The organism is Paraburkholderia eburnea (assembly GCF_002917095.1).
Classification (GTDB): domain Bacteria; phylum Pseudomonadota; class Gammaproteobacteria; order Burkholderiales; family Burkholderiaceae; genus Paraburkholderia; species Paraburkholderia eburnea.
Genome location: NZ_PQGA01000002.1, coordinates 415,838 through 436,467, shown reverse-complemented (window position 1 = coordinate 436,467; position 20,630 = coordinate 415,838). Strand labels below are relative to the sequence as shown.

Here is a 20,630-nt window from a genome sequence, read left to right as displayed (position 1 = left end):
AAGACCAGAAAGAGACACCACCATGCAGCGAGTCACTGCCTTCTTTACCGAGCTGATGCGCCGGTATCTGCCCGATCCCTTCGTCTTCGCGATCGGCCTCACCCTGCTCACCATGGCGCTGGCCGTCATCGTGCAAGGCCAGAGCATCACCGCGCTCACCACGAGCTGGGGCAAGGGCTTCTGGGCGCTGCTCGCGTTCACGACGCAGATGGCCGTGATTCTCGCCATGGGCTATGTGCTCGCCACCGCGCCGCTCACCGACCGCTTTCTCAACCGCCTCGTCTCGCACGTCGACTCGCCGCGCATGGCCATCATTGTCGCCACGCTGGTGGGCGGCGTCGGCAGCTATCTGAACTGGGGCTTCGGCCTCGTGGTGGGCGGCATCGTCGCGCGCAAGCTCGCGCTGCGCGTCAAGGGCGTGCACTACCCGCTCATCATCGCGTCGGCGTATAGCGGCTTCACGCTCTATGGGCTCGGGTTGTCGGCGAGCATTCCCGTGCTGATCTCGACCAAGGGTCATCCGCTCGAAGCGCAGATGGGCGTTATTCCGCTCTCCGAAACGATTTTCTCCCCCACGATGCTCATCACGAGCCTCGTTACCATCGTTACGCTGCCGCTGCTCAATGCGTGGCTACATCCGAAGGCGGGCCAGCCCGTGAAGGAAATCGACCGCGCGCTGGAAGAAGCCCCCAAGGCCGCACCCGCTCTCGATATCGACGATGGCAAGACGCTCGCCAATCGCCTGAACAACAGCCGCGTGCTGAGCTATGTGATCGGCGCGATCGGCATGGGCTATGTGGCGCTGCATTTCGTGCAGGGCGGCTCGATCGACCTGAACCTCATCAACTTCTTTATTCTCTTTCTCGGCATCCTGCTGCTCGGCACGCCGATCCGCTATGTTGAGAAGCTCAACGAAGGCATTCGCACGATCAGCGGCATCATCCTTCAATACCCGTTCTACGCGGGCATCATGGCGATCATGGCGTCGTCGGGTCTCGTCAATACGTTTTCCGAGGCTTTCGTAAAAGTGGCGACGCCCGCGACGCTGCCGTTCTGGGGTTTGATCAGCTCGTTCGTCATTAACTTCTTCGCGCCTTCGGGCGGCGGCCACTGGGTCATCCAGGGGCCGTTCATGATCGAAGCGGCGAAGACGATCGGCGCATCGGTGGGCCATACGTCGACGGCGGTGATGCTCGGCAACGCATGGAACGATCTGATCCAGCCGTTCTGGATTTTGCCTGCGCTCGCGCTTTCGAAGCTCAAACTCAAGGACATCATGGGCTATACGGTCATCATGATGTTCTGGATCGGCATCGTCTATTCGGTCGCGATTCTCGCGTGGGGTTGAGCGCCTTTCTGAAATCAGCAATCATCGGAGATTAACCATGCTATATCTCGTGCACATGCAGGTGCAGATTCCGCACGGCACCGACGCCGCATACGCCGATAAACTCAAGGCCGAGGAAAAGGCCTTTTCGCAGCGGCTCCAGCACGAAGGCAAATGGCGTCATCTGTGGCGCGTCGCGGGCGAATACGCGAATTACAGCGTGTTCGACGTGGAATCGAACGACGAACTGCACACGCTGCTGTCAGCGCTGCCGCTGTTTCCGTTCATGAAGATCAGCGTGACGCCGCTGGCGCAGCATCCTTCCGCGATCGCGCCGAACTGAACCGAACCTACGCTGCGCGGAGCAAGCCATGCCGTTTCTGATCGAGACATTCGACAAGCCCGACCACGCCCATGTGCGCGCACGAGAACGCGACGCGCATCTGGATTTTCTCGCGCAGCACAAGGCGCTGCTGCTCGCCTGCGGCGCCAAGCTCAACGATGACGGATCGAGCGCGGGCGGCGGCATCTACATCGTCGACGTCGAGACCCGCGAGCAAGCCGAAGCCTTTATCGCGCAGGACCCGTTCTCGCACGCGGGCCTGTTCGAACGCGTGAGCATCGTTCGCTGGCGCAAGGCCTACGTCGACGGCGCCTGCTATCTCTGAGCGGGCGCACCGCCCTCCCTCGGACGGCGACGCCCCTGCGCGGCGCCGTTTTGACCCGTCGCGCGTCCCTTCAGCGCGACGGGCCGTTTTCCTGAATTTGCGCGCCGTCAAATAAAGACGCATGCGGCTTCCGACTTGTCTGTGCCGATTCATGACCGGCGTTGTCAGCGCAAGAGCAGGCGCGTCGAAGTGAATGCTCATTGCTCGGCATCAATATCGCAGCGGGATTTTTCGTTCTCATAGCGTGCCCGCATTGATATCCGACAATATTTGACTCGCGATCGTCCGATCGATTAACCCGTATTCAACTGCTCCAGTACGCGGATTTCGTCCCTTTTAGTCAGTTATCCTGAAAAATTGTCAGGGCATCTACCAGGTGGGATGTCTCTTCATCGGATCACTACACTACGCGACGTTGTAAGACAACGTATCGACGGCAAGCACATTGTCAAACGAGTGGCTTGCCGATCACCGCGCAGTTCCACGCACTCCGAAGGGATCACACATGGCACCTCACTCCGGCAAGGACTCCAGCTTCCCCGATGACGCTCACGTGCCGCGCTCGCGGAGCGCGTTGACGCTGCCCGGCCTGGCAGGAGCCATGACCGTCGCGCTCGCGCTTGCCTCATGCGGCGGTTCGGGATCGGGCGCCTCGGGTAACGGCAGCGTCGAAGACACCACCTCGGCACCCATGGCCGCATCGGCAAGCCAAAGCGCGGACAGTCCGCAAGTCGCAAGCGATACGGCGGTTACGCCCGCTGCGCCCGTTACGCCCACTACACCCGTTAATCCCATCAACCCCGTTAATCCCGTTAATCCCGACACACCCGCCAGCGATGCGACGGGCGGCGCCACTCCCGCCGCGCCCGGCTTCCCGGTCGGCACGACCACCACGGACAGCGCACTGCCGCCCGAGCCCACGTTGCCCGCCGCCAGCCAGATCTGTGCGACGCTGAACGCGAACCTCACCGCGCAACCCAACGGCCTGCTGCCCGATAGCGCCGACGCCGCCAACACCGCGCCCGACACCTCGCGCATCCAGGCGGCGCTCACCAGTTGCGCGAACACCGCGAGCACCGGCCTCGCCACCAACAAGGCCGTGCGCCTGATAGCCGGCCCCGGCGGCGCGAACGCGTTCCTGTCCGGCCCGCTCAACCTGCCGAGCGGCGTGACGCTCTGGATCGACGGCGGCGTGACGCTGTTCGCCTCGCGCGATCCGCGTCAGTACGACAAGACCAAAGGCACCGCAAGCTGCGGCCTGATTACGTCGAGCGACAACGGCTGCAACGCGCTCATCACGGCCGCCAAAACGAGTAACAGCGCCGTGATGGGCGACGGCGTCATCGACGGTCGCGGCGGCAGTCCGCTCGTCAGCAGCATTCCCGGCGACCCGGCGCTGCTCAAGCGACCGGACGGCACGGCCATGAGCTGGTGGGATATCGGCTGGCAAGCCAACGTCGTGCAGAACGCCTCGCAGAACAACCCGCGCCTTATCCAGATCAACAACGGCCGCAACTTCACGCTCTACCGCATCACCCTGCAAAACGCGCCGAAATTCCACGTCGTGCCGAGCGGCACCGACGGCTTCGTCGCATGGGGCGTCAAGATCTTCACGCCGACCGCCGCCTACGAGTCGATGACGAATTACCTCGGCGCACCCTACAGCACGCTCAACGCGAAGAACACCGACGGCATCGACCCCGCCAGCTCCGGGCCGATCACGAGCAATCCGGGCAACCCCGGCAAGCTCGCCGGCGACGCGAGCAATATCCTCATCGCCTACACCTCGATCCGCACCGGCGACGACAACATCGCCATCAAGGGCGGCACGGGTGCCGTCAATGGCCGCACCTATAACGTCACGATCGCGCACAGCCACTTCTACGAAGGCCACGGCATGTCGATCGGCAGCGAATTCGCGGGATCGGACAATGGGACCGCCAACGCGGACGTCACCGCCGTTGACGGCGTCTATCCCAGCGTCAGCAATGTGAACGTCTACGACCTGGTGATGGACGGCACCGATAACGGTCTGCGCATCAAATCGGACTGGAGCCGCAGCGGCCTGATCGCCAACATCAACTATCGGAACGTCTGCATCCGCACGGCCGCGCCCACCGCGTCGCTAAGTCCGCAGGCGCTGATCTTCTCGCCCTACTACAGCCCGACGACCAATGCAGGGCTTTACCCGAACTTCCGCAATATCAATCTTGACGGCATTCGCATCGTCAATGCGTCGGGCTATACGTTCCAGGGTTTCAATACGGCAAGCCCGATCCTTGCGGGCAAGGGCTGGTCGGCGGGCACGTCCGGTCTGCCGAATCCGCCGGTCGTCAATCCGCTGCAGATCACGCTGAACAACGTGGTCGCGGATGTCGCGCCAGCGTCGATCACGGCAGCCGACGCGCAGATCGCCGTGGGTGTGGGCGGCACGAACCTGCCGCTACAGGGGCTGGGTAACAGCGTGACGCTGACGCAATCGGCAAGCGGCGCGGCGAATCCGCCTGTCGATTGCAGCCTTGCATTCGTGCCATTCCCCGGCAGTCTGGGCGCGCGCGCCGCGCATTGAGCAATGCAGGCCTTCATCAGTCGATGCGGGCACACCGCTTGCTCGCGCCTTACCGTGTCCAATCAGCCCTGTTCCGGCGCAGGCTTACACCGCCCACACGCGAGGAGAAAATCGAAATGCTGAAACTGGCTCTGTTCTTTGCTATCGTGGCCGTCATTGCGGCCCTGCTCGGCTTCACAGGCGTGGCCGCGGGTGCGGCCGCCATCGCCAAGATCCTGTTCTTCATCTTCCTCGTCCTGTGCATCGCGTTCCTGCTGCTCGGGGTTTTCGTCGCGAAGAAGATTGTCGATTAGCGTGCGGGCCGGCGCTGCCCAGATGGCCGCGCCGGCCCGGCCTCGATGCGTACTTGAGCCACTTTGCAGGACCTCGCTTCCTCCCCGCCGCGCGGCGTCCGCCAGCGCGCAATTTGCCTTTCATTGTATTTCTCCAGTCCGCGATTAACACGCACTTAAATTTTTCATGTCAGAAACTTAAACGAGATTTCATTTTTCAGGCCATTTTCGACATGTACGTGTAATGGCAATTCCTTAAATTCCCGGTTCCTGCTGCATCGCTGCGAATCATGTGAATTGGACTCCTAACCAAACGCTCGTCCATACGCATGGTGACTTATCTTTCTACTACGGAATCGACATGAAAAAAGCGTTGTTGAATACTCTCGCGCTCGCCACCATGGCTGCGTCGTCGATGGCGCACGCGCAAAGCAGCGTCACCCTGTACGGCACCGTCGACGCGGGGCTCGACTACATCAGCAACCAGAAATCGGCGGCGGGTCATGGCGCCACGTATGGCGTGGAGTCCGGCAATCTCAGCACGAGCCGCTGGGGTCTGCGCGGCGCCGAGGATCTGGGCGGCGGTCTGAAGGCGATTTTCGACCTTGAAAACGGCTTCTCGGTCGTCAACGGCAAGGGTTCGAACGGCGGCTACCTGTTCGGTCGTCAAGCCTGGGTGGGTCTGTCGAGCGATCAGTACGGCACGGTGACGCTGGGCCGCCAGTATGACGCGCTGGTGGACATGATCGCGCCGATGTCGGCGACGGGTTCGGGCTTTGGCGGCAATATCGCCGAGCATCCGTTCGACAACGACAACCTGAACAACGACGTGCGCATGAACAATGCGATCAAGTTCCGCAGTGCGACCTACGCGGGCCTCCAGGCCGAAGCAGCCTTCGCGTTCAGCAACGAAGGCGGCGGCTTCTCGCAGAACGACGCCTACACCTTCGGCGCGTCGTGGAATGGCGGCCCGATCAACCTCGCGGTCGCGTACTTCCAGGGCAACCAGCCGGGCTCGACCACGAGCGGCGCACTGTCGGCCGGCGCCAACACCGACAACGATCCGATGTTCGTCGCCGAGCGCACGCGCACGCTGGGCGCGGGCGGCAGCTATACGATCGGCGCGGCCAAGGTCGGCCTCGTGTTCACGCGCACGATGATCGCCTCGCCGACGGAAATCGCCCAGGGCGGCTCGCTCAACACGTTCGACGCGAACTATCTCACGTTCAACAACTTCGAACTGAACGGCCGCTATCAGCTCACGCCGCAATTCAGCCTGGGCGGCGCGTACACCTATACGGACGGTTCGCTGAGCCGCACGTCGGGCAATGCGTCGCCGCACTGGAACCAGTTCATGCTCCAGGCTGACTACGCGCTCTCGAAGCGCACCGACGTGTACCTCGAAGGCGTGTACCAGCGCGTCTCGGGTGCGAACGGCATCTCGGTGCTGGGCAATGCGTCGGTCTATAACCTCGCGGCTTCGTCGAGCAACACGCAGGCCGTGGTGGCGGCAGGCATGCGCCTGAAGTTCTGATGTCCCGGGCGCAAGCCTGAATTCATGCAGTGAACGCGGCGGTGCGAACGGTCCCGAAGACCGGCGCGCCGCCGCGTTGCGTTTTAGCCCTTGTTTTATGCTTCCTTGCGCACGACTAGCTCGGGAAAACCCGACCGTGCATCGTGCTCGCGCGAGAAGCGAAAGCCCGGCAGCAGCATGACCAGCACTTCGGCCGTGGTGCGCACGATGCAGCCATGCGCGACATGACCGCCCAGCACGCGGCCCTGCGCATCGGCCACGCTCATGTGCAGATGCGGACCATCGGGCGACAGCGAGCCCGCGAGCGTGAGAATTTCGTAATCGCTGCGCAACGACGTGGGCGCATCGACGCCCGCGAAGCGCAATTCCACCGCACTCAGACTGCCGATCCCCTGCACGACCCAGGCGGCGTCCACGTGCTGCTGCGCAAGCAACCGGCCGAGCGCATCGCGCAGATCGGCGCCGGGCGGCAATCTCAGGGGGAGCGCCTGCATGGAACAGTCCTCTCGCGGGTTCGGGCAGGTCAGATTAAGGCCGTTCGCGGCGGCTTGCAATCAGGGCCGCGATGTGAAGGCGTAGTATCGGCGCAGTTACCCTGCGCTGCGATACGTTTCGAGGCGTGCCCATGCCCTCATCTCGACCTGCGGTTTTATTCGGCGCGTTTGACCGCCACAATTTCGGCGACCTGCTGTTTCCTCATGTGCTCGCGCACATGCTTGCACCGCGCAAGATGCTTTTTGCAGGGCTTGTCGCGCGCGATCTGCGCGCGTTCGGCGGACATCGAATCCACGCAATCGGCGAGATCCTCACTCGCGCTTCAACGGTCGATCTGATTCACGCAGGCGGCGAACTCCTGACCTGCGATGCGTGGGAAGCCGCCGTCATGCTCGCGCCGGCGGAACGCGTGCAAGCGCTAATCGCACAGGAAAATGCATGGAAAGCCGATCCGCTCGCGTGGTCGAGCAATCATCTGGGCATCGCGGCGCGTGCGCCGTATCTGCTTTCCAAAACCTTATTACACGGATGGCGCGTCGTCTTTCACGCGATGGGCGGCGCGGACCTCGATCGTCGCGACGAGTCCTTTCGCGAGGAAGTCATCGGCAAGCTCAAGCAAGCGGATGAAGTCAGCGTGCGAGACCGCCAGACACACGCTCATCTGCGCGCGCAAGGTATCGACGCGCAACTCATCCCCGATCCCGCCGTGATGGTGGCCGAACTATTCGGAGCCCACATCCGCGCTCGCGCGACGCAAGCGCCTCTACAAGCGATCGCCAACGCTTTCCCGCAGGGCTACGCGGCAATTCAGTTCGATGCGGGTTTCGGCGACGACGCCACGCTCGATGTCTTCGCGCGCGCGCTCTCGTGGGTCGCCAGGGAATATGGTTTGGGCATCGTGCTGTTTCGCGCGGGCGCCGCGCCGTGGCACGACGATCCCGCTATCCATGCGCGTCTGAAGCAGCGCCTGGCCGCAAGGAGCGTGTTATTCGCTTCGCTCGACATCTGGGACATCTGCGCGCTGATCGCGTCCAGTCGCGTCTACTGCGGCAGCAGTCTGCACGGCAGGATCGTGGCCATGGCGTTCGCGCGACCACGCATCAACATCGTTCACACAGAGGAAAATTTGCAGCCGCCCAAGCAGGCCGCCTTTGCGGCGACATGGGAGCCGCGGGAGATCGCCGCGACGGCGTATGGAGAAGAACTGGCAGACGCAATCAGCGCCGCGCTGCAAGCGGACACCGCATTGCTGCGCCACACGGCAGACGATCTGGCGCGCCGCTATCGCGCGGCCTTCAACGCATCGGCCCCATAAAACAAGGCTTCAAAACGCAGCCGGCCCGCCGGCGAAACATGCCTTGTGGGCACATTTCGCACGACGGGCCAGTTGCGACGCAAGCCTGGCGAACGCGCGGGCGAACCGGCCGATCCGCCGCGCGCTGTTCAGACTGCGTATCAAGCAGTCAGGCTTCGATTAGAAGCGGTGACGCAGACCAACCGTTGCAGCGACCTGGTTTTGCGTGGTCGACGGCGACAGCGTGTTGATCATGGCGACGTTTGCACGGCCATCGCCGAACGAACCCGAAGCGTGCTGGTAGACGCCTTCGACGTACACGTCGGTGCGCTTCGACAGCGAGTAGTCAGCTTGCAGCGAAGCCGTTTGCCACTTCGGATCGGTCGAACCAGCCGAGCTCTTCAGCTTGCCGTCCGTGAACGTGTACGATGCGTCCAGGCTCAGGGCCGGGGTCAGTGCGTAGCGGCCGTTCAGCTCGAAGTTGTCGAGGTGCAGGTTCGTGCCGGTCGGAACGACGAAGTTCGTCGCCGCGCCGTTTTGCGAGCCAGCCAGCAGGTTTTCGTATTGCGTGTGGGTCCACACGAAGCCGACCGTTGCCGGGCCGTACGTGTAGTTCACGCCTGCACCCATCGTGCGCTGCGTTTGCGCCGTCAGGTTGAAGTTGTTGCTGTTGCCTGCGTTGACCGCGCCGCTCGACTGGTTCGACTGGCTGATCGCGTTGTTCATCTGCAGGTAAGCTGCCGATGCATTCAGCGGGCCGTTGTTGTACGAAGCACCGACGCTCCATGCGCGGTTGTTCGAGAACTGGCCAGCGTCATTGCTGAAGCCGTACATGCCGCCGAACTTGAAGCCAGCGTAGTTGACGCTCGTGTACTTGACCGCGTTCTTGATCGAGAACGAGTGATCAAGGTTGTCGTTGTCGAACGGGTGAGCGGCCAGGTTGTTGCCGTAGCCAGCGCCTGCTTCCGACAGCGGCGACAGGAAGTCAACCATCGAGTCGTACTGGCGGCCCAGCGTCAGCGTGCCGAAACGGTCGCTTTGCAGACCGACGAACGCCTGGCGGTTGAACATCGTGTTGCTTTCAGCTTGCTTGCCGTTGTTCAGGTCGAAGCCATTTTCCAACGTGAAGACCGCATGCAGACCGCCGCCCAGGTCTTCGCTACCCTTCAGGCCGAAGTACGTGTCCGACAGCGAGCCGCTGCCCTGGTTCCATGCCGAGTGGCCGCCTGCGTTGTTCGCGTAGACGATACCCGCATCCAGCGAACCGTAAAGCGTGACGCTGCTTTGTGCGTGAGCCGAAACTGCGAACGCGCTCAGGACGCCCGCGATGATCAGAGTGTTCTTCATGACTTTCCTAAAGTAACTTGCTTGACTTGCAGATCGCAATGAAACGGATCCGGGTATTGGACCCGTCCCGCAATCTCCGGCGAAGTTTAAGTGCCACAGACGTGCAAACGGATGATTTGCGCGGTGGAACAGATATTTGCGAAATATGGAAATATCCAGTTTTTGGCGCTTAAAACCTTGTCTCAAAAGGAAAAATTCTTGCTGAGACCGTCATCGGGATGTCACACACGTGTGGCAATCACGCGACGCTGTTGTCAAGTTAGTGAATTTGATTATTGTCAAAACAAGGCCAATTAGGACTAGACCCCCGTGCTAGTATTCCGTTGTCTGAGGTCACTCCGGAACAGTGGCCGAAGACAAATGGGGTGGCCGAGTCTGCGGTCACCCCTTTTTATTTGCGCCGCGTAAGGGTGTCGAAGGTGTCGAAAGCCATCAAATGCAAAAGCCGGCGCACCCATAATCGGCACGCCGGCACACGAAAAATCCGCCAGTTAATTTACAAACCGTAACGCGTTATGACTGAGTGTCAATATCCGCATTAAGTCGGGCATTAATGCGCGCCCGCCGCACTCGATGTATCGGCAGCGCTGCGCGAAGGCCGCGTAATCCAGATCAGCGGAATGATGGCGATAAAGATGATCGCCGAGATATAGAAAATGTCGTTCAGGCCCATTACCGCGGCCTGCGAATCCACCGAGGTGTTGAAAAGCGCATAAGCCGAATCGCCGCCCAGATGCAGCGCGCCGTGCACCGTATCCATCTGCTGCGTGAACACCGGGTTGGTCGGACTCGCCTGCTCGGTGAGGCGCACGTGATGCAGGATCGTGCGGTCGTTGAAGGCGTTGCCGATCAGCGACGTGCCCACCGCGCCGCAGAACGTGCGCGCGAAGTTCGACAGCCCCGCCGCTGCCGGAATCTTCTCGGGCGGCAGGCCCGAGAGAATGATCGAGGTGAGCGGCACGAAGAACATCGCCATCGGAATGCCCTGCAGCAGCGTGGGCAGCACGATGTCCCAATGCGAGACGTCGGTATAGAACTGCGTACGCATCATGAAGACCACCGCGAAGCCGATAAAAGCCACGGTCGCGATGTAGCGTGGATCGCTACGCGGCAGCAGGCGGCCGATGACGGGCGTGAGCAGCACGGCAAACACGCCGAGCGGCGCGGTCGCCAGGCCCGAATCCACGGCGCGGTAGCCGAGATAGCCCTGCATCCACTGCGGCAACAGCACCAGCGTGCCGAAGAACATGCCGTAGGCCACTGAGATCGAAATCGTCCCGCCCGCGAAATTGCGCTGTGTGAAGAGACGAATATCGACCACCGGGTTCTCTTCGGTCAGTTCCCAGACGATGAAGAACGCGAAGCCCACCAGCGCGACCAGACCGAGAGCCACGATCAGCGGCGAATCGAACCACGCCAGATCCTTACCCTTGTCGAGCATGATCTGCAGCGAGGCCACCCAGACGACCAGCAGGAACAGGCCGACACCGTCGATCGGCATGCGCCGCGTAGCCGATTCGCGGTCGCGATAGATGGCCCACGTGACGGCGGCCGCGAACAGGCCCACGGGAATGTTGATATAGAAAATCCACGACCAGTTGTAGTCGTAAGTGATCCAGCCGCCCAGCGACGGCCCCGCGATCGGACCGACCAGCGCCGTCATCGACCAGAGCGCGAGCGCCGTCGATGACTTCTGTTTGGGCCAGGAACCGAGCAGCAGCGCCTGCGAAAGCGGCGCGAGCGGTCCGGCCACGACGCCTTGCAGAATCCGCGCGCCCAGCAGCGTGGGCAGATTCGGCGCGATGCCGCACAGCCAGGAGGCAAGCACGAACAGCAGGATCGACGAGACGAACAGCTTCACGGTGCCAAAGCGCTGCGTGAGCCAGCCAGTGAGCGGAATCGAGACGGCATTGGCCGCCGCGAAGATGGTGATGACCCACGTGCCTTCGTCGACGGACACGCCGAGGTCGCCCGAGATGGTCGGGATCGCGACATTGGCAATCGACGAATCAAGCACGTTCATGAACATCGCCAGCGACACGGCGACGGTGCCGATAGCGAGCTTGGCGCCGCTGAGCGGCGCGAGGGGTTGCGGTGCGGACATGGAATACGCGTGTAATGGACGGGGACCGGCGGCAGAGCGCGGGCCAACCCGGGAGCCTGACAGAGCAAGGCGCCCAGATCAATGTCCAAACACGCATCAATGACTGACAGCGGCGACAATAATGAGCGTGCACCCGACGCGCCACATGGGGACACGCCTATTAATCAGTTATCCGTATTATCTGCGATCTACGCGAATTTTATCCGCATTGCTATTCAGGCTGATTCAGGCTTCGGTCACGCGCCCAGCGCCGCATCGAGAACCGGCTCGGTCTTGAGCGCGTCGTAAATCTCGGCCATTGGCATATCGCCCACCTCGGTGCGGATATAGGTTCCAAATGCGCGTTCGTAGAGATCCCGGCCCGCCTGCGAATCCAGCGTGAGATCGAAACACTTGAGAACGAATTCGGCCATCCTGTCCGCATCGACGAGAAGGCTTTCGGCTTTCTTCTGATCCATTTTTGCACCCTGCGGCAGCGCCGCCCTACCATTCAAGCGCGCATCTTACCGCAAGTATGCGCGCATCGCGCGCAGCCAATCTAACCCTTCTTAAAGCTCTCCCATGCGTGAATACAGCGTATGGATCATTCCGCGCGCAATTGCCTGATTGACCCCGCCTGAGTCTTGATACACGTCATTTCGTGCAGAGGCTGAACGCCTATAGTCACGAGCTACGTCGCGCCTTGCAGTCGACGCCACCCGTTCCGTTCCATTCCCTTGCATTTGATTACCGCAGGAGAAATTCATGCCTATCCAGCACGTGAGCGCCGAAAAGCCAATCCAGCCGATCGCCAGCGAAACCTTGCACGGTGATGTCCCAATCAAAGGGCCCGGCATACCGGAAATCATCGCTGTCATGAAAGTCGACGTACGTTATAGCGCGCGTGAACTCGGGAAACTTCTTGGCGTCCGCGCCCCGGTGCTAAACGAGGTTCTCGTGCAGGCGCTCAAGGCCGGTGCGCTGCGCGAAGCCGGTAGATCGGCTGACAACCGTTACTGGGTTCCTTCTGCCGAACAACTCGCGCACGAAGCACGGCTGCGGCAGCGCTACTGGTGGTGTCAAACCCCGCTTACAGGCTATGAACAAGAGCGTCGCGAGTTTCGCAATCTCTGCATGCTGGTGCGGCGCTCATGAAGTCCTGGTCACGTTCCTGCGCGTTCGTCCTTGTTTTCAGGATGAAAGGCGAGTAAAGGCCCTTAGACTCCCGCGCGACATGCGCCCTGCGCCTTTCATGTCGCGACATCCGGAATATCTGGAACCTTTGCAACAGGAATTGATCGATGGACACTACTCAAAACGATGGCCGCCACGCGGCCCCTACCATCACCGCCGCCATTGCGATGGAGCGCCTGCAACAGGCAGGCCTCCAGAGCGACACACTGGCCAGCCCCATTCCAACCCCGTCGGTGCCCAGGCTCAACGACGCGTTCGAACTGCTGCACGAGCAGGTGCGCCTCGCAAATGACGAGTTCGCCGCGCTGTTCAAGATGCTCGAATCGCATCTGCCGCGGCATCTGTTCAACAGCGGGTCCCATATCGTGCCCCCGCTCGACAACGACGCCCTCAACGGCTTCGAGAGCCATGCGTCGCGCGGCCCCGAGTTCAGCCCAACCTATAGCAAGGTGGTCAACGCAGCGGAAGCGGTCAGCCGCATGCGCCGTGGCATCGAACAGATCACGAAGCATCTGGTGATCTGAAAGCCCTAACACTATTTGCAGGGGAAAGCGGCGAGCATCGCCTTGTAGATGATGGCGCCGGTCGGTTCGAGCATCAGTTCGAAATGCCCCTTCATATAGGCGAGAACCACGCGCAACTGGTCCTTGCGCGTGAGATTCGGTGGCAGGCAGTATCGGGGCCGCTGCCGGTCGATTAGCGCCTGCACCAGCGCGCCATTCGAATAGCCAGCCAGATACATGGCACAGGCGGTGAGATTTTCTTCTTGTTGGCAGGCGGCGTAGAAACCGTCGCCCTGTTCGATGGACGCTGCCGACGGCGACGCGGGAGGCGTCTGCGCGACGGCATTGCCGACGCACAGAACAAGCGCAAGCGCGGTGGATGCGAGGAGGGATTTCTTCACGATGGCTACACTCCGGAATAAGGCCGGCGCGAGCATAGCTTCAGGACTACCAGGCAGGTTTGCTTGCCATCAAGCCCCGACCATGTTGTCCGGGTCGGCCCCGGCTGAGCATCCACGCGCGACGATGAAGCCCGCGCTGCTCGCCACGCTCGAAGGCCGGCCTTTACCGAATCTGGACTTGCCCGACGGGCTGAAATCGCCGGAAGCGGCTTCGTTCAAGGGGTGGGGTTAATTCCGCGCGCTCTTCATGGCTTCCGCGCGATCGAGCGGGCTGCGAGCGGCACAGCCCGCGCATTGATAGTAGATCGTGAGCGGCTGCGGCAGACTGCTTAGCGCCGCTTCGTTCTGCAACGAAAAACGAAGCCGCTCCAGCACGCCTTCGTCCGCAACCACGTGACGCCGGTCGCAATCGCGGCACACGAGTTGATGGACCGTCGGGCCGCCGAGCTTCTGCAACGACACGTAAGCGGCCCGCGCGCCGGTCAGCCCCGCAACCCACTGACGGCTCACCACGCCAGCCTTTTCAAACTCCACGAGCGTGCGGTAGATCGTTGCCTTGCTCATGGTCTGGCGCTTCAGGACGATGTGGCGAAAGAGCGTTTCGCCATTGACCGGGCGATCGAACTCGCTGAGCAACGCGAGCACATGCAGCCGCGCTTTCGTCACATTGAGCCCTTTCGCGCGCAGGAAAGCGCACACGGCGGCATCGGGCGTGTCGGGGTTATCGTTATTGCAGGAATCCTTCAATTCGTCTGTCTCCATAGCCGTTGAGCGGGGCATAGGCCGTTTCGCGGTCGGCCTTGACCGAAACCGACGGCAGCGTGTTGCCCAGCGCCACACGCTGTAACCTGACTCGCATCGATTCCCCGGCTTATGGGCCACGACAGCGTCTCAGCGTGTTTGTGCGTTTGTTGTTTGTTATCTGCTGTTACCGGTCTCGGGGCGCTCGAATTGTAAATGCAAATCACTATCATTTGCAATCATGATGCATTGCGCATGATGCTGAGACGACCGGCGCCGCGAACGCGGCGTCGCCCATCATTCGCGTTGGCGCAATAGTGAAATCGCACAGCGGCCGATTCTGTTCCCTCACGCGCTTGCCTAGACTGCCTCTCAACACGGTCGCCTCCGTGTTTTCAACCCAGCCCAGGAAACCGCTCATGAAGCTCCATTACGTACCGCTGTCAGGTCATTCGCACCGCGCACAACTGTTTCTGGCGCTGCTCGGCGTCGAGCACGAACTCGTGCCGGTCGATCTTGCCGCCGGCGAACACAAGACGCCCGCCTTTCTCGCGATGAATCGCTTCGGCCAGGTGCCGGTGCTCGAAGACGGCGAGACTGTCATCGCCGATTCGAATGCGATCCTGGTCTATCTCGCGAAGAAGTACGAACGCACCGACTGGCTGCCCGAAACGCCGCTGGGCGCGGCGCAGGTGCAGCGCTGGCTGTCCGTCGCGGCGGGCCAGATCGCCTATGGCGTCTGCGCGGCACGGCTCAACACGCTCTTCAACGCCGCGTTCGATACCGATGAAGTGATCGCCCGCGCCCACGCGAGCCTCGCCGTCATCGACGCCGAACTCGCGCAGCGCGAATGGATCGCGGCCACGCATCCGACCATCGCCGACATCGCGCTGTACAGCTATACCGCGAACGCGCCCGAGGGCAATGTCGATATCGGCGCGTACCGTCACGTCGAGGCGTGGCTCAAGCGCATCGAAGCCTTGCCGCGCTTCGTGCCGTTCCCGCAAAGCCGCGTGGGCCTGCGCGCCTGACCTGGCCGAACAGCCGCCCGACCAGAGACATCCGACCATGGACACCACAACCGCTTCTGTTGGTACTGCCAGCACTCCCGCGCCCTCGCCGTGGCACGCCGGGGAGCTTGCGATGCAGCGCGCAGCCGGTGTCGAGCAACACATGGACGCAGTCGGGCGGCGCAATCTGCGCGATCATCTGATCGAACAGCATCGGCAGTTCTATCCGCAATTGCCGTTCGTGGTGCTGGGCGCCGTCGATCCCGCCGGCGATGTGTGGGCGACGGTGCGCGCGCACCACCCCGGCTTTCTGCAGGCACCCGACGAAAAGCATCTGCATGTCGATCTCGACCACGATCCGGACGATCCCGGCGATGCGGGCATGCACGACGGGGCGGCGCTCGCCCTGCTCGGCATCGAGTTGCCGACGCGCCGCCGCAACCGCCTCAATGGCACCGTGCAACGCGCGGCGCAAAGCACACCGGTGGGCTTTGACGTGCTGGTCGAGCACAGCTACGGCAACTGCCCACAATACATCTTTCAGCGCGACGCGCAGTTCGTGCGCGATCCCGATCTGCGCAGCGAACTCGCGCCGGTTGTGAGCGATCGTCTCGACGAGCGTGCGCGCGCCATCGTCGCGCGCGCCGATTCGTTCTTCGTCGCCACCTATGTCGATCGCGAGGACGGGCATCGCCAGGTGGACGTTTCCCATCGCGGCGGCAAGGCCGGTTTCGTGCGCGTGGACGAGCATGGCGTCTTCACGGTGCCCGACTTCGCGGGCAATCTGTTCTTCAACACGCTCGGCAATATCCTGGTCAATCCGCGCGCCGGACTCGTGTTCGTGGACTACGCCACGGGCGATCTGCTGCAATTGACGGGTACCGCCGAGGTGCTGATGGATTCAGCGGAAACCGCCGCTTTTCAGGGTGCGGAACGCCTGTGGCGCTTCACGCCGCAGCGCGTGATCTATCGCGCGGCGGCGCTACCGCTGCGCTGGGCTTCGCGCGCCGACGGCGCGTCGCCCAATGCCGCGTTGACGGGCGACTGGTTCGAAGCCGCTGAGCGCATGAAGGCGCAGGCGCTGGTCAACACGTGGCGGCCGTTCACGGTCGCGCGCATCGCCGACGAAAGCCGCACGATCCGCTCGTTTTATCTGCAACCCGCCGACGGAGCGGGCCTCGTGCGCCACGAAGCCGGCCAGCATCTGCCTATCCGCGTGACACTGCCCGGCGACACGAAGCCCACGCTGCGCACGTATACGCTTTCGGTCGCGCCTTCGGACGGCCAGTACCGCATTAGCGTGAAGCGCGAGGGCCGCGTGTCGAGCTATCTGCACGACACGCTAAAAGTCGGGGACCGCATCGAGGCGCGTGCGCCCGCAGGCGAATTCACGATCGATGCGCACGCAACCAGACCGGCTGTGCTGCTCGCGGCGGGCGTGGGCGTCACGCCGATGCTCGCGATGCTGCGCCATCTCATCTACGAAGGGCTGCGCACGCGCGGCATCCGCCCGACGTGGTTTGTCTACGCGGCCCGCACGAAAGCGGAGCGCGCCTTCGACGAGGAACTCCAGGCGCTCGTGCGCGCGTCGGGCGGCTCGGTCACGCTCGTCAACGTGCTCAGCGATTCGACGGATGCGTTGGCGGGTCGCGACTATCAGGCGCTCGGTCGCATCGACATGGCCATGCTCAGCGAAGTGCTGCCGTTCAACGACTACGACTTTTATCTGTGCGGTCCTGGTGGCTTCATGCAATCGCTCTACGACGGCCTGCGCGGCCTGAATATCGCCGATACGCGCATTCATGCCGAAGCGTTCGGCCCCGCCGCGCTCAAGCGCCAGTCCGATCCCGGCGCGCAACCGGCCACGCCGCCGCGCGCCGCTGCGAGCGTCGAGATACCGGTACGTTTCGCGCGCGCCGCAAAGGACGCGCGGTGGACACCGCAAACCAGCGGCACGTTGCTCGACCTCGCCGAAGCGAATGGTCTCGCGCCCGAATTCAGTTGTCGGGGCGGCAGTTGCGGAACCTGCCGCACTCGCGTTCTGGAAGGCGCAGTCGCCTACCCGGATCAGCCGCCGTCCGCGGCCGTCGGCGAGCATGAAGCCCTGATCTGCTGCGCGGTGCCGGCGGCCGGCGACGACGGCGCAGCGGCCCCGCTGGTGCTCGATCTGTAACGGCATGGCCCACGCGACGATGACACCCCACTGTATACTGCGGGCACCTGTCACCCTCGTTCCGCCCTCGCGCGGACCCCGCGCCATGGACCGTCTGCAGGCGATGACCGCTTTCCTCTCAGTGGTGGATACCGGCGGCTTTGCCGCCGCCGCGCGCAAGCTCAAGGTCTCACCCTCGGTCGTCACGCGCATCGTGAGCGAGCTTGAGGATACGCTCGGCGTGCGCCTGCTCACGCGCACCACGCGCGTCGTGCGCGTGACCGAAGCCGGTGCGGCTTATGCCGAAAGCTGTCGGCGCATTCTCAGCGATATCGAGCAAGCCGACCATGCCGTCGCCGGTAGCCTGGAAGTTCCACGAGGACTCCTGAGCATTACTGCTTCCGTGTTGTTCGGACGTATCTTCGTCATGCCCGTTGTGCTCGAATATCTGCGCGCGTATGACGAGGCCGACGTGCGCTGCTGGTTTCTCGACCGCGTGGTCAATCTGATCGACGAAGGTATCGACGTGGGCGTGCGTATCGGCGAACTGGCCGATTCGTCGATGCAGGCGGTGCGCGTCGGCAGCGTGCGGCGCGTGGTCGTCGCATCGCCGGACTATCTGGAGAAGCACGGCGTGCCGCCGCGACCCGATCAACTCGAAGGACATGTGCTGATTACCGTGAGCGGCGCGTCGTCGCTGCCCGAATGGCGCTTCGGCGCGGGCGCGCCGCGCATGACAGCACAAAAGCGCGCGCGTTTATCCACCACGACCAACGATTCCGCCATTAGCGCCGCCATCGATGGCTTCGGCCTCACCCAGGCGCTTTCGTATCAGGTCGCGCGCCAGCTCGAAGCCGGCCAGTTGCAGGTCGTGATGGCCGACTACGAGCCGCAGCCGCTGCCGATTCACGTGCTGCACCGCGAGGGCCGTCACGCCACGCGCAAGGTGCGCGCGTTCCTCGATCTGGCGATCGAGCGCCTGCGCGCGAATGCTTCGTTAAACCCGCTTCGTTAAACCCCTGGTCGCCGCCCCTTACGGCGCCATCCGGATAGGTCATGTCACCCACCACCATGAAAGCCGCGCTGCTCGCCGCGCCCAATGCGCCGTTCACGCTCACCGACGTGCCGCGCCCTTATGCCGGTGCAGGCGACGTGCTCGTGCGCATCCACGCGAGCGCGGTGAATCCGCTCGACACCAAGATCCGGCGCGGTGCGGCCGGCCATGCGCAACACCCGTTGCCGGCGATCCTCGGCATCGACACCGCGGGCGAAGTCGTGGAAGTGGGCAACGGTGTCACCGGATTCAGACCCGGCGACAAGGTATATGGCATGACGGGCGGCGTCGGCGGCGTGCAAGGATCGCTGGCTGAATTCGCTGCCGTCGATGCGCGGCTGCTTGCGCCGGCCCCTTCGACCCTGAGCTTGCGCGAAGCGGCCACGTTGCCGCTCGCGTTCATCACCGCATGGGAAGGACTGGTCGATCGCGCGCGCGTGCAGCCCGGTCAGACCGTGCTCGTACTGGGGGGCACCGGCGCAGTGGGCCAGGCGGCCATTCAACTTGCGAAGGCGCTGGGAGCGGCGGTATTCGCCACGGCAGGCGCATCACGCCACGCGATGCTCAATCGATTCGGCATCCAAATTATTGATAGCGCGGCGGCGTCCGACATGAAGGATCTCGTCGCGCGCTACACGGGCGGGCGCGGCTTCGACGTGGTGTACGACACGGCGGGTGGCGAAAGTCTCGACCGTGCCTTTCATGCCGTGGCGCGCTTCGGTCATGTCGTCAGCGCGCTCGGCTGGGGCACCCATGCGCTAGCGCCGCTCTCGTTTCGCGCCGCCAGTTACTCGGGCGTGTTCACGCTGCTGCCGCTGCTCAGCGGCGAAGGCCGCGCGGCGCATGGCCAGATCCTGCGCGAGACCAGCAAGCTCGCGGAGCAAGGCAAGATCGATGTGACGCTCGATGCGCGGCGCTTCACGCTGGCGAATGTCGACGCCGCGCATGCGCTCGTGGAAACGCGACAGGCAGAAGGCAAGGTCGTCGTCGATATCGTGGAGGGTGCGGTTTAGCGCTCACGCGGCCGGTGCGAGATCGAACTCGATGCGGATGCCGCCCGGCTCGTACACCATCACGTGCATGGCGGCACCCTTGCTATATTCGCGAGCGCGCAATGTGCCTGCTTCACACAAGCGCGCTATCGCGCTATTTCACAAACGAAGCCGGGCCGCCCTCCTCCTCTTGTTATAATCCTTTCATTCTCAAGCCTCGAACGCGCCCTGCGCCGCATCCAGTCCCTCAGGACTTCCATGCTGAAATCTGAACGTCTTTGCGCACTCGCCGATGCCATCGCCCAACACAAGGTCGTGCATCTGCGCGATGCAGCCGCGCTGCTGGGCGTATCGGAAATGACAGTACGCCGCGATATTGCCGCAAGTCCCGATCAATTCACCTATCTGCGCGGCTATATCGTCAGCGCGACCGACGTGCAGAACGGCGCGGGTTATTCGCTGGAGCAGGAAAAGGATCATTTTGCGCAAGCCAAGGCCGAAGCCTCTGCCATAGCGGCAAAACTGATCGCCGATAACGACACGCTGTTCGTCGATTGCGGCACGACGCTCACCACGCTCGCACGGTTGATTCGCGCCGATCTGCACGTGACCGTGGTGTGCTATTCGCTCAACGTCGCGGAGATTCTTCGGCGCAAACCCAATGTGCGCATGATATTGCTAGGCGGCCTCTACGTGAGCGCGTCCGATTCGTTTTCCGCCGATGAAACCCTCGATATCCTGCGCCGCATGGGCATCAACAAGGCCTTTATTTCGGCGGGCGGCGTGGACGAGACGCGCGGCGTGACCTGCTGGAATTTTCACGAAGTGGCCATCAAGCAGGCCGCGATGCAGAGCGCCGTGGAGCGGCATCTGGTCATCGACAGCAGCAAGTTCGGGGTGGTGAAGGCAGCGCGTTTCTCGCAGATCGGCGAATTCGATTCGATCATCACCGAGCAGGGGCAGACGCTGCGCGAGCGCGCCGTTTGATGCGGCG

The 20,630-nt window shown here is 62.8% G+C and carries 22 protein-coding genes; 15 read left to right on the top strand and 7 right to left on the bottom strand.

Features of this window, described 5'->3' with window-relative positions:
• Positions 1–22 precede the first annotated feature (22 nt).
• The 6 genes from B0G62_RS06485 to B0G62_RS06460 all read left to right on the top strand — a co-directional run bounded on the left by B0G62_RS06485 (position 23) and on the right by B0G62_RS06460 (position 6,370).
• Complete coding sequence (locus B0G62_RS06485) at positions 23–1,348, top strand: short-chain fatty acid transporter (RefSeq protein WP_103703339.1); 1,326 nt, start codon at positions 23–25, stop codon at positions 1,346–1,348.
• Between the two features lie 37 nt (positions 1,349–1,385).
• Entirely contained in the window at positions 1,386–1,670 is a 285-nt protein-coding gene (gene catC / locus B0G62_RS06480) for a muconolactone Delta-isomerase (RefSeq protein ID WP_027819040.1), read from the top strand.
• Between the two features lie 28 nt (positions 1,671–1,698).
• Positions 1,699–1,995 (top strand): YciI family protein, encoded by a 297-nt coding sequence (locus B0G62_RS06475; RefSeq protein ID WP_103703338.1) that lies wholly within the window; start codon positions 1,699–1,701, stop codon positions 1,993–1,995.
• Between the two features lie 505 nt (positions 1,996–2,500).
• Positions 2,501–4,564, top strand: a complete 2,064-nt coding sequence (locus tag B0G62_RS06470; protein ID WP_103703337.1) for a glycoside hydrolase family 28 protein — start codon at positions 2,501–2,503, stop codon at positions 4,562–4,564.
• A 116-nt stretch (positions 4,565–4,680) separates the two neighbouring features.
• Positions 4,681–4,857, top strand: coding sequence for a DUF1328 domain-containing protein (locus tag B0G62_RS06465; RefSeq protein ID WP_103703336.1), 177 nt, complete (start codon positions 4,681–4,683; stop codon positions 4,855–4,857).
• 340 nt (positions 4,858–5,197) lie between these two features.
• Positions 5,198–6,370, top strand: a complete 1,173-nt coding sequence (locus B0G62_RS06460) for a porin (RefSeq protein WP_103703335.1) — start codon at positions 5,198–5,200, stop codon at positions 6,368–6,370.
• Between the two features lie 95 nt (positions 6,371–6,465).
• On the opposite strand, the gene B0G62_RS06455 is transcribed toward B0G62_RS06460, so the two are convergent.
• Positions 6,466–6,864 (bottom strand): PPC domain-containing DNA-binding protein, encoded by a 399-nt coding sequence (locus B0G62_RS06455; RefSeq protein ID WP_103703334.1) that lies wholly within the window; start codon positions 6,862–6,864, stop codon positions 6,466–6,468.
• Between the two features lie 131 nt (positions 6,865–6,995).
• Between B0G62_RS06455 and B0G62_RS06450 the strand changes: the two genes are divergently transcribed.
• Positions 6,996–8,180, top strand: a complete 1,185-nt coding sequence (locus B0G62_RS06450) for a polysaccharide pyruvyl transferase family protein (protein WP_103703333.1) — start codon at positions 6,996–6,998, stop codon at positions 8,178–8,180.
• A 159-nt stretch (positions 8,181–8,339) separates the two neighbouring features.
• On the opposite strand, the gene B0G62_RS06445 is transcribed toward B0G62_RS06450, so the two are convergent.
• The 3 genes from B0G62_RS06445 to B0G62_RS06435 form a co-directional block, all read right to left on the bottom strand.
• Positions 8,340–9,506, bottom strand: a complete 1,167-nt coding sequence (locus B0G62_RS06445) for a porin (RefSeq protein ID WP_103703332.1) — start codon at positions 9,504–9,506, stop codon at positions 8,340–8,342.
• Between the two features lie 550 nt (positions 9,507–10,056).
• Positions 10,057–11,610 (bottom strand): DHA2 family efflux MFS transporter permease subunit, encoded by a 1,554-nt coding sequence (locus B0G62_RS06440; protein WP_103703331.1) that lies wholly within the window; start codon positions 11,608–11,610, stop codon positions 10,057–10,059.
• A 236-nt stretch (positions 11,611–11,846) separates the two neighbouring features.
• Entirely contained in the window at positions 11,847–12,068 is a 222-nt protein-coding gene (locus tag B0G62_RS06435) for a hypothetical protein (protein WP_103703330.1), read from the bottom strand.
• Positions 12,069–12,354: 286 nt separating this feature from the next.
• Here B0G62_RS06435 and B0G62_RS06430 point away from each other — a divergent pair, with 286 nt between their 5' ends.
• Both B0G62_RS06430 and B0G62_RS06425 read left to right on the top strand, forming a co-directional pair.
• Positions 12,355–12,744, top strand: coding sequence for a hypothetical protein (locus B0G62_RS06430; RefSeq protein ID WP_103703329.1), 390 nt, complete (start codon positions 12,355–12,357; stop codon positions 12,742–12,744).
• 146 nt (positions 12,745–12,890) lie between these two features.
• Positions 12,891–13,307 carry a hypothetical protein gene (locus tag B0G62_RS06425; protein WP_103703328.1) on the top strand — a complete coding sequence of 139 codons (417 nt, stop codon included), beginning with the start codon at positions 12,891–12,893 and terminating at the stop codon, positions 13,305–13,307.
• A gap of 11 nt (positions 13,308–13,318) precedes the next feature.
• Here B0G62_RS06425 and B0G62_RS06420 read toward each other — a convergent pair whose 3' ends face one another.
• Positions 13,319–13,687: a Rap1a/Tai family immunity protein gene (locus B0G62_RS06420; protein ID WP_146055213.1), complete on the bottom strand. Its 369-nt coding sequence runs from the start codon at positions 13,685–13,687 to the stop codon at positions 13,319–13,321.
• A gap of 82 nt (positions 13,688–13,769) precedes the next feature.
• On the opposite strand from B0G62_RS06420, the gene B0G62_RS31560 reads away from it, so the two are divergent.
• Entirely contained in the window at positions 13,770–13,919 is a 150-nt protein-coding gene (locus B0G62_RS31560; protein ID WP_167401193.1) for a hypothetical protein, read from the top strand.
• Here the strand turns inward: B0G62_RS31560 and B0G62_RS06415 are convergent.
• Both B0G62_RS06415 and B0G62_RS32450 read right to left on the bottom strand, forming a co-directional pair.
• Complete coding sequence (locus B0G62_RS06415; RefSeq protein ID WP_167401192.1) at positions 13,916–14,434, bottom strand: Fur family transcriptional regulator; 519 nt, start codon at positions 14,432–14,434, stop codon at positions 13,916–13,918. The two genes, B0G62_RS31560 and B0G62_RS06415, sit on opposite strands and share 4 nt — an antisense overlap.
• Positions 14,415–14,546: a hypothetical protein gene (locus tag B0G62_RS32450; RefSeq protein ID WP_279629743.1), complete on the bottom strand. Its 132-nt coding sequence runs from the start codon at positions 14,544–14,546 to the stop codon at positions 14,415–14,417. Before B0G62_RS32450 ends, B0G62_RS06415 begins: the two co-directional genes overlap by 20 nt.
• Before the next feature lie 301 nt (positions 14,547–14,847).
• On the opposite strand from B0G62_RS32450, the gene B0G62_RS06410 reads away from it, so the two are divergent.
• The 5 genes from B0G62_RS06410 (at position 14,848) to B0G62_RS06390 (ending at position 20,623) form a co-directional block, all read left to right on the top strand.
• Positions 14,848–15,459 (top strand): glutathione S-transferase family protein, encoded by a 612-nt coding sequence (locus B0G62_RS06410; protein ID WP_103703325.1) that lies wholly within the window; start codon positions 14,848–14,850, stop codon positions 15,457–15,459.
• 112 nt (positions 15,460–15,571) lie between these two features.
• Positions 15,572–17,611 carry a 2Fe-2S iron-sulfur cluster-binding protein gene (locus B0G62_RS06405; RefSeq protein WP_244193125.1) on the top strand — a complete coding sequence of 680 codons (2,040 nt, stop codon included), beginning with the start codon at positions 15,572–15,574 and terminating at the stop codon, positions 17,609–17,611.
• An 85-nt stretch (positions 17,612–17,696) separates the two neighbouring features.
• Positions 17,697–18,605 carry a LysR family transcriptional regulator gene (locus B0G62_RS06400; protein WP_103703323.1) on the top strand — a complete coding sequence of 303 codons (909 nt, stop codon included), beginning with the start codon at positions 17,697–17,699 and terminating at the stop codon, positions 18,603–18,605.
• A gap of 41 nt (positions 18,606–18,646) precedes the next feature.
• The gene (locus B0G62_RS06395) at positions 18,647–19,657 is read left to right on the top strand and encodes a zinc-dependent alcohol dehydrogenase family protein (protein WP_208624210.1); all 1,011 of its coding nucleotides are present in this window, start codon (positions 18,647–18,649) and stop codon (positions 19,655–19,657) included.
• 237 nt (positions 19,658–19,894) lie between these two features.
• Positions 19,895–20,623, top strand: coding sequence for a DeoR/GlpR family DNA-binding transcription regulator (locus B0G62_RS06390; protein WP_103703321.1), 729 nt, complete (start codon positions 19,895–19,897; stop codon positions 20,621–20,623).
• Positions 20,624–20,630 lie beyond the last annotated feature (7 nt).

Coding starts and splice junctions, on each gene's coding strand:
- B0G62_RS06485 (WP_103703339.1), top strand. CDS start 23: ATGCAGCGAGTCACTGCCTTCTTTACCGAGCTGATGCGCCGGTATCTG.
- catC (WP_027819040.1), top strand. CDS start 1,386: ATGCTATATCTCGTGCACATGCAGGTGCAGATTCCGCACGGCACCGAC.
- B0G62_RS06475 (WP_103703338.1), top strand. CDS start 1,699: ATGCCGTTTCTGATCGAGACATTCGACAAGCCCGACCACGCCCATGTG.
- B0G62_RS06470 (WP_103703337.1), top strand. CDS start 2,501: ATGGCACCTCACTCCGGCAAGGACTCCAGCTTCCCCGATGACGCTCAC.
- B0G62_RS06465 (WP_103703336.1), top strand. CDS start 4,681: ATGCTGAAACTGGCTCTGTTCTTTGCTATCGTGGCCGTCATTGCGGCC.
- B0G62_RS06460 (WP_103703335.1), top strand. CDS start 5,198: ATGAAAAAAGCGTTGTTGAATACTCTCGCGCTCGCCACCATGGCTGCG.
- B0G62_RS06455 (WP_103703334.1), bottom strand. CDS start 6,864: ATGCAGGCGCTCCCCCTGAGATTGCCGCCCGGCGCCGATCTGCGCGAT.
- B0G62_RS06450 (WP_103703333.1), top strand. CDS start 6,996: ATGCCCTCATCTCGACCTGCGGTTTTATTCGGCGCGTTTGACCGCCAC.
- B0G62_RS06445 (WP_103703332.1), bottom strand. CDS start 9,506: ATGAAGAACACTCTGATCATCGCGGGCGTCCTGAGCGCGTTCGCAGTT.
- B0G62_RS06440 (WP_103703331.1), bottom strand. CDS start 11,610: ATGTCCGCACCGCAACCCCTCGCGCCGCTCAGCGGCGCCAAGCTCGCT.
- B0G62_RS06435 (WP_103703330.1), bottom strand. CDS start 12,068: ATGGATCAGAAGAAAGCCGAAAGCCTTCTCGTCGATGCGGACAGGATG.
- B0G62_RS06430 (WP_103703329.1), top strand. CDS start 12,355: ATGCCTATCCAGCACGTGAGCGCCGAAAAGCCAATCCAGCCGATCGCC.
- B0G62_RS06425 (WP_103703328.1), top strand. CDS start 12,891: ATGGACACTACTCAAAACGATGGCCGCCACGCGGCCCCTACCATCACC.
- B0G62_RS31560 (WP_167401193.1), top strand. CDS start 13,770: ATGTTGTCCGGGTCGGCCCCGGCTGAGCATCCACGCGCGACGATGAAG.
- B0G62_RS32450 (WP_279629743.1), bottom strand. CDS start 14,546: ATGCGAGTCAGGTTACAGCGTGTGGCGCTGGGCAACACGCTGCCGTCG.
- B0G62_RS06410 (WP_103703325.1), top strand. CDS start 14,848: ATGAAGCTCCATTACGTACCGCTGTCAGGTCATTCGCACCGCGCACAA.
- B0G62_RS06405 (WP_244193125.1), top strand. CDS start 15,572: ATGCAGCGCGCAGCCGGTGTCGAGCAACACATGGACGCAGTCGGGCGG.
- B0G62_RS06400 (WP_103703323.1), top strand. CDS start 17,697: ATGGACCGTCTGCAGGCGATGACCGCTTTCCTCTCAGTGGTGGATACC.
- B0G62_RS06395 (WP_208624210.1), top strand. CDS start 18,647: ATGTCACCCACCACCATGAAAGCCGCGCTGCTCGCCGCGCCCAATGCG.
- B0G62_RS06390 (WP_103703321.1), top strand. CDS start 19,895: ATGCTGAAATCTGAACGTCTTTGCGCACTCGCCGATGCCATCGCCCAA.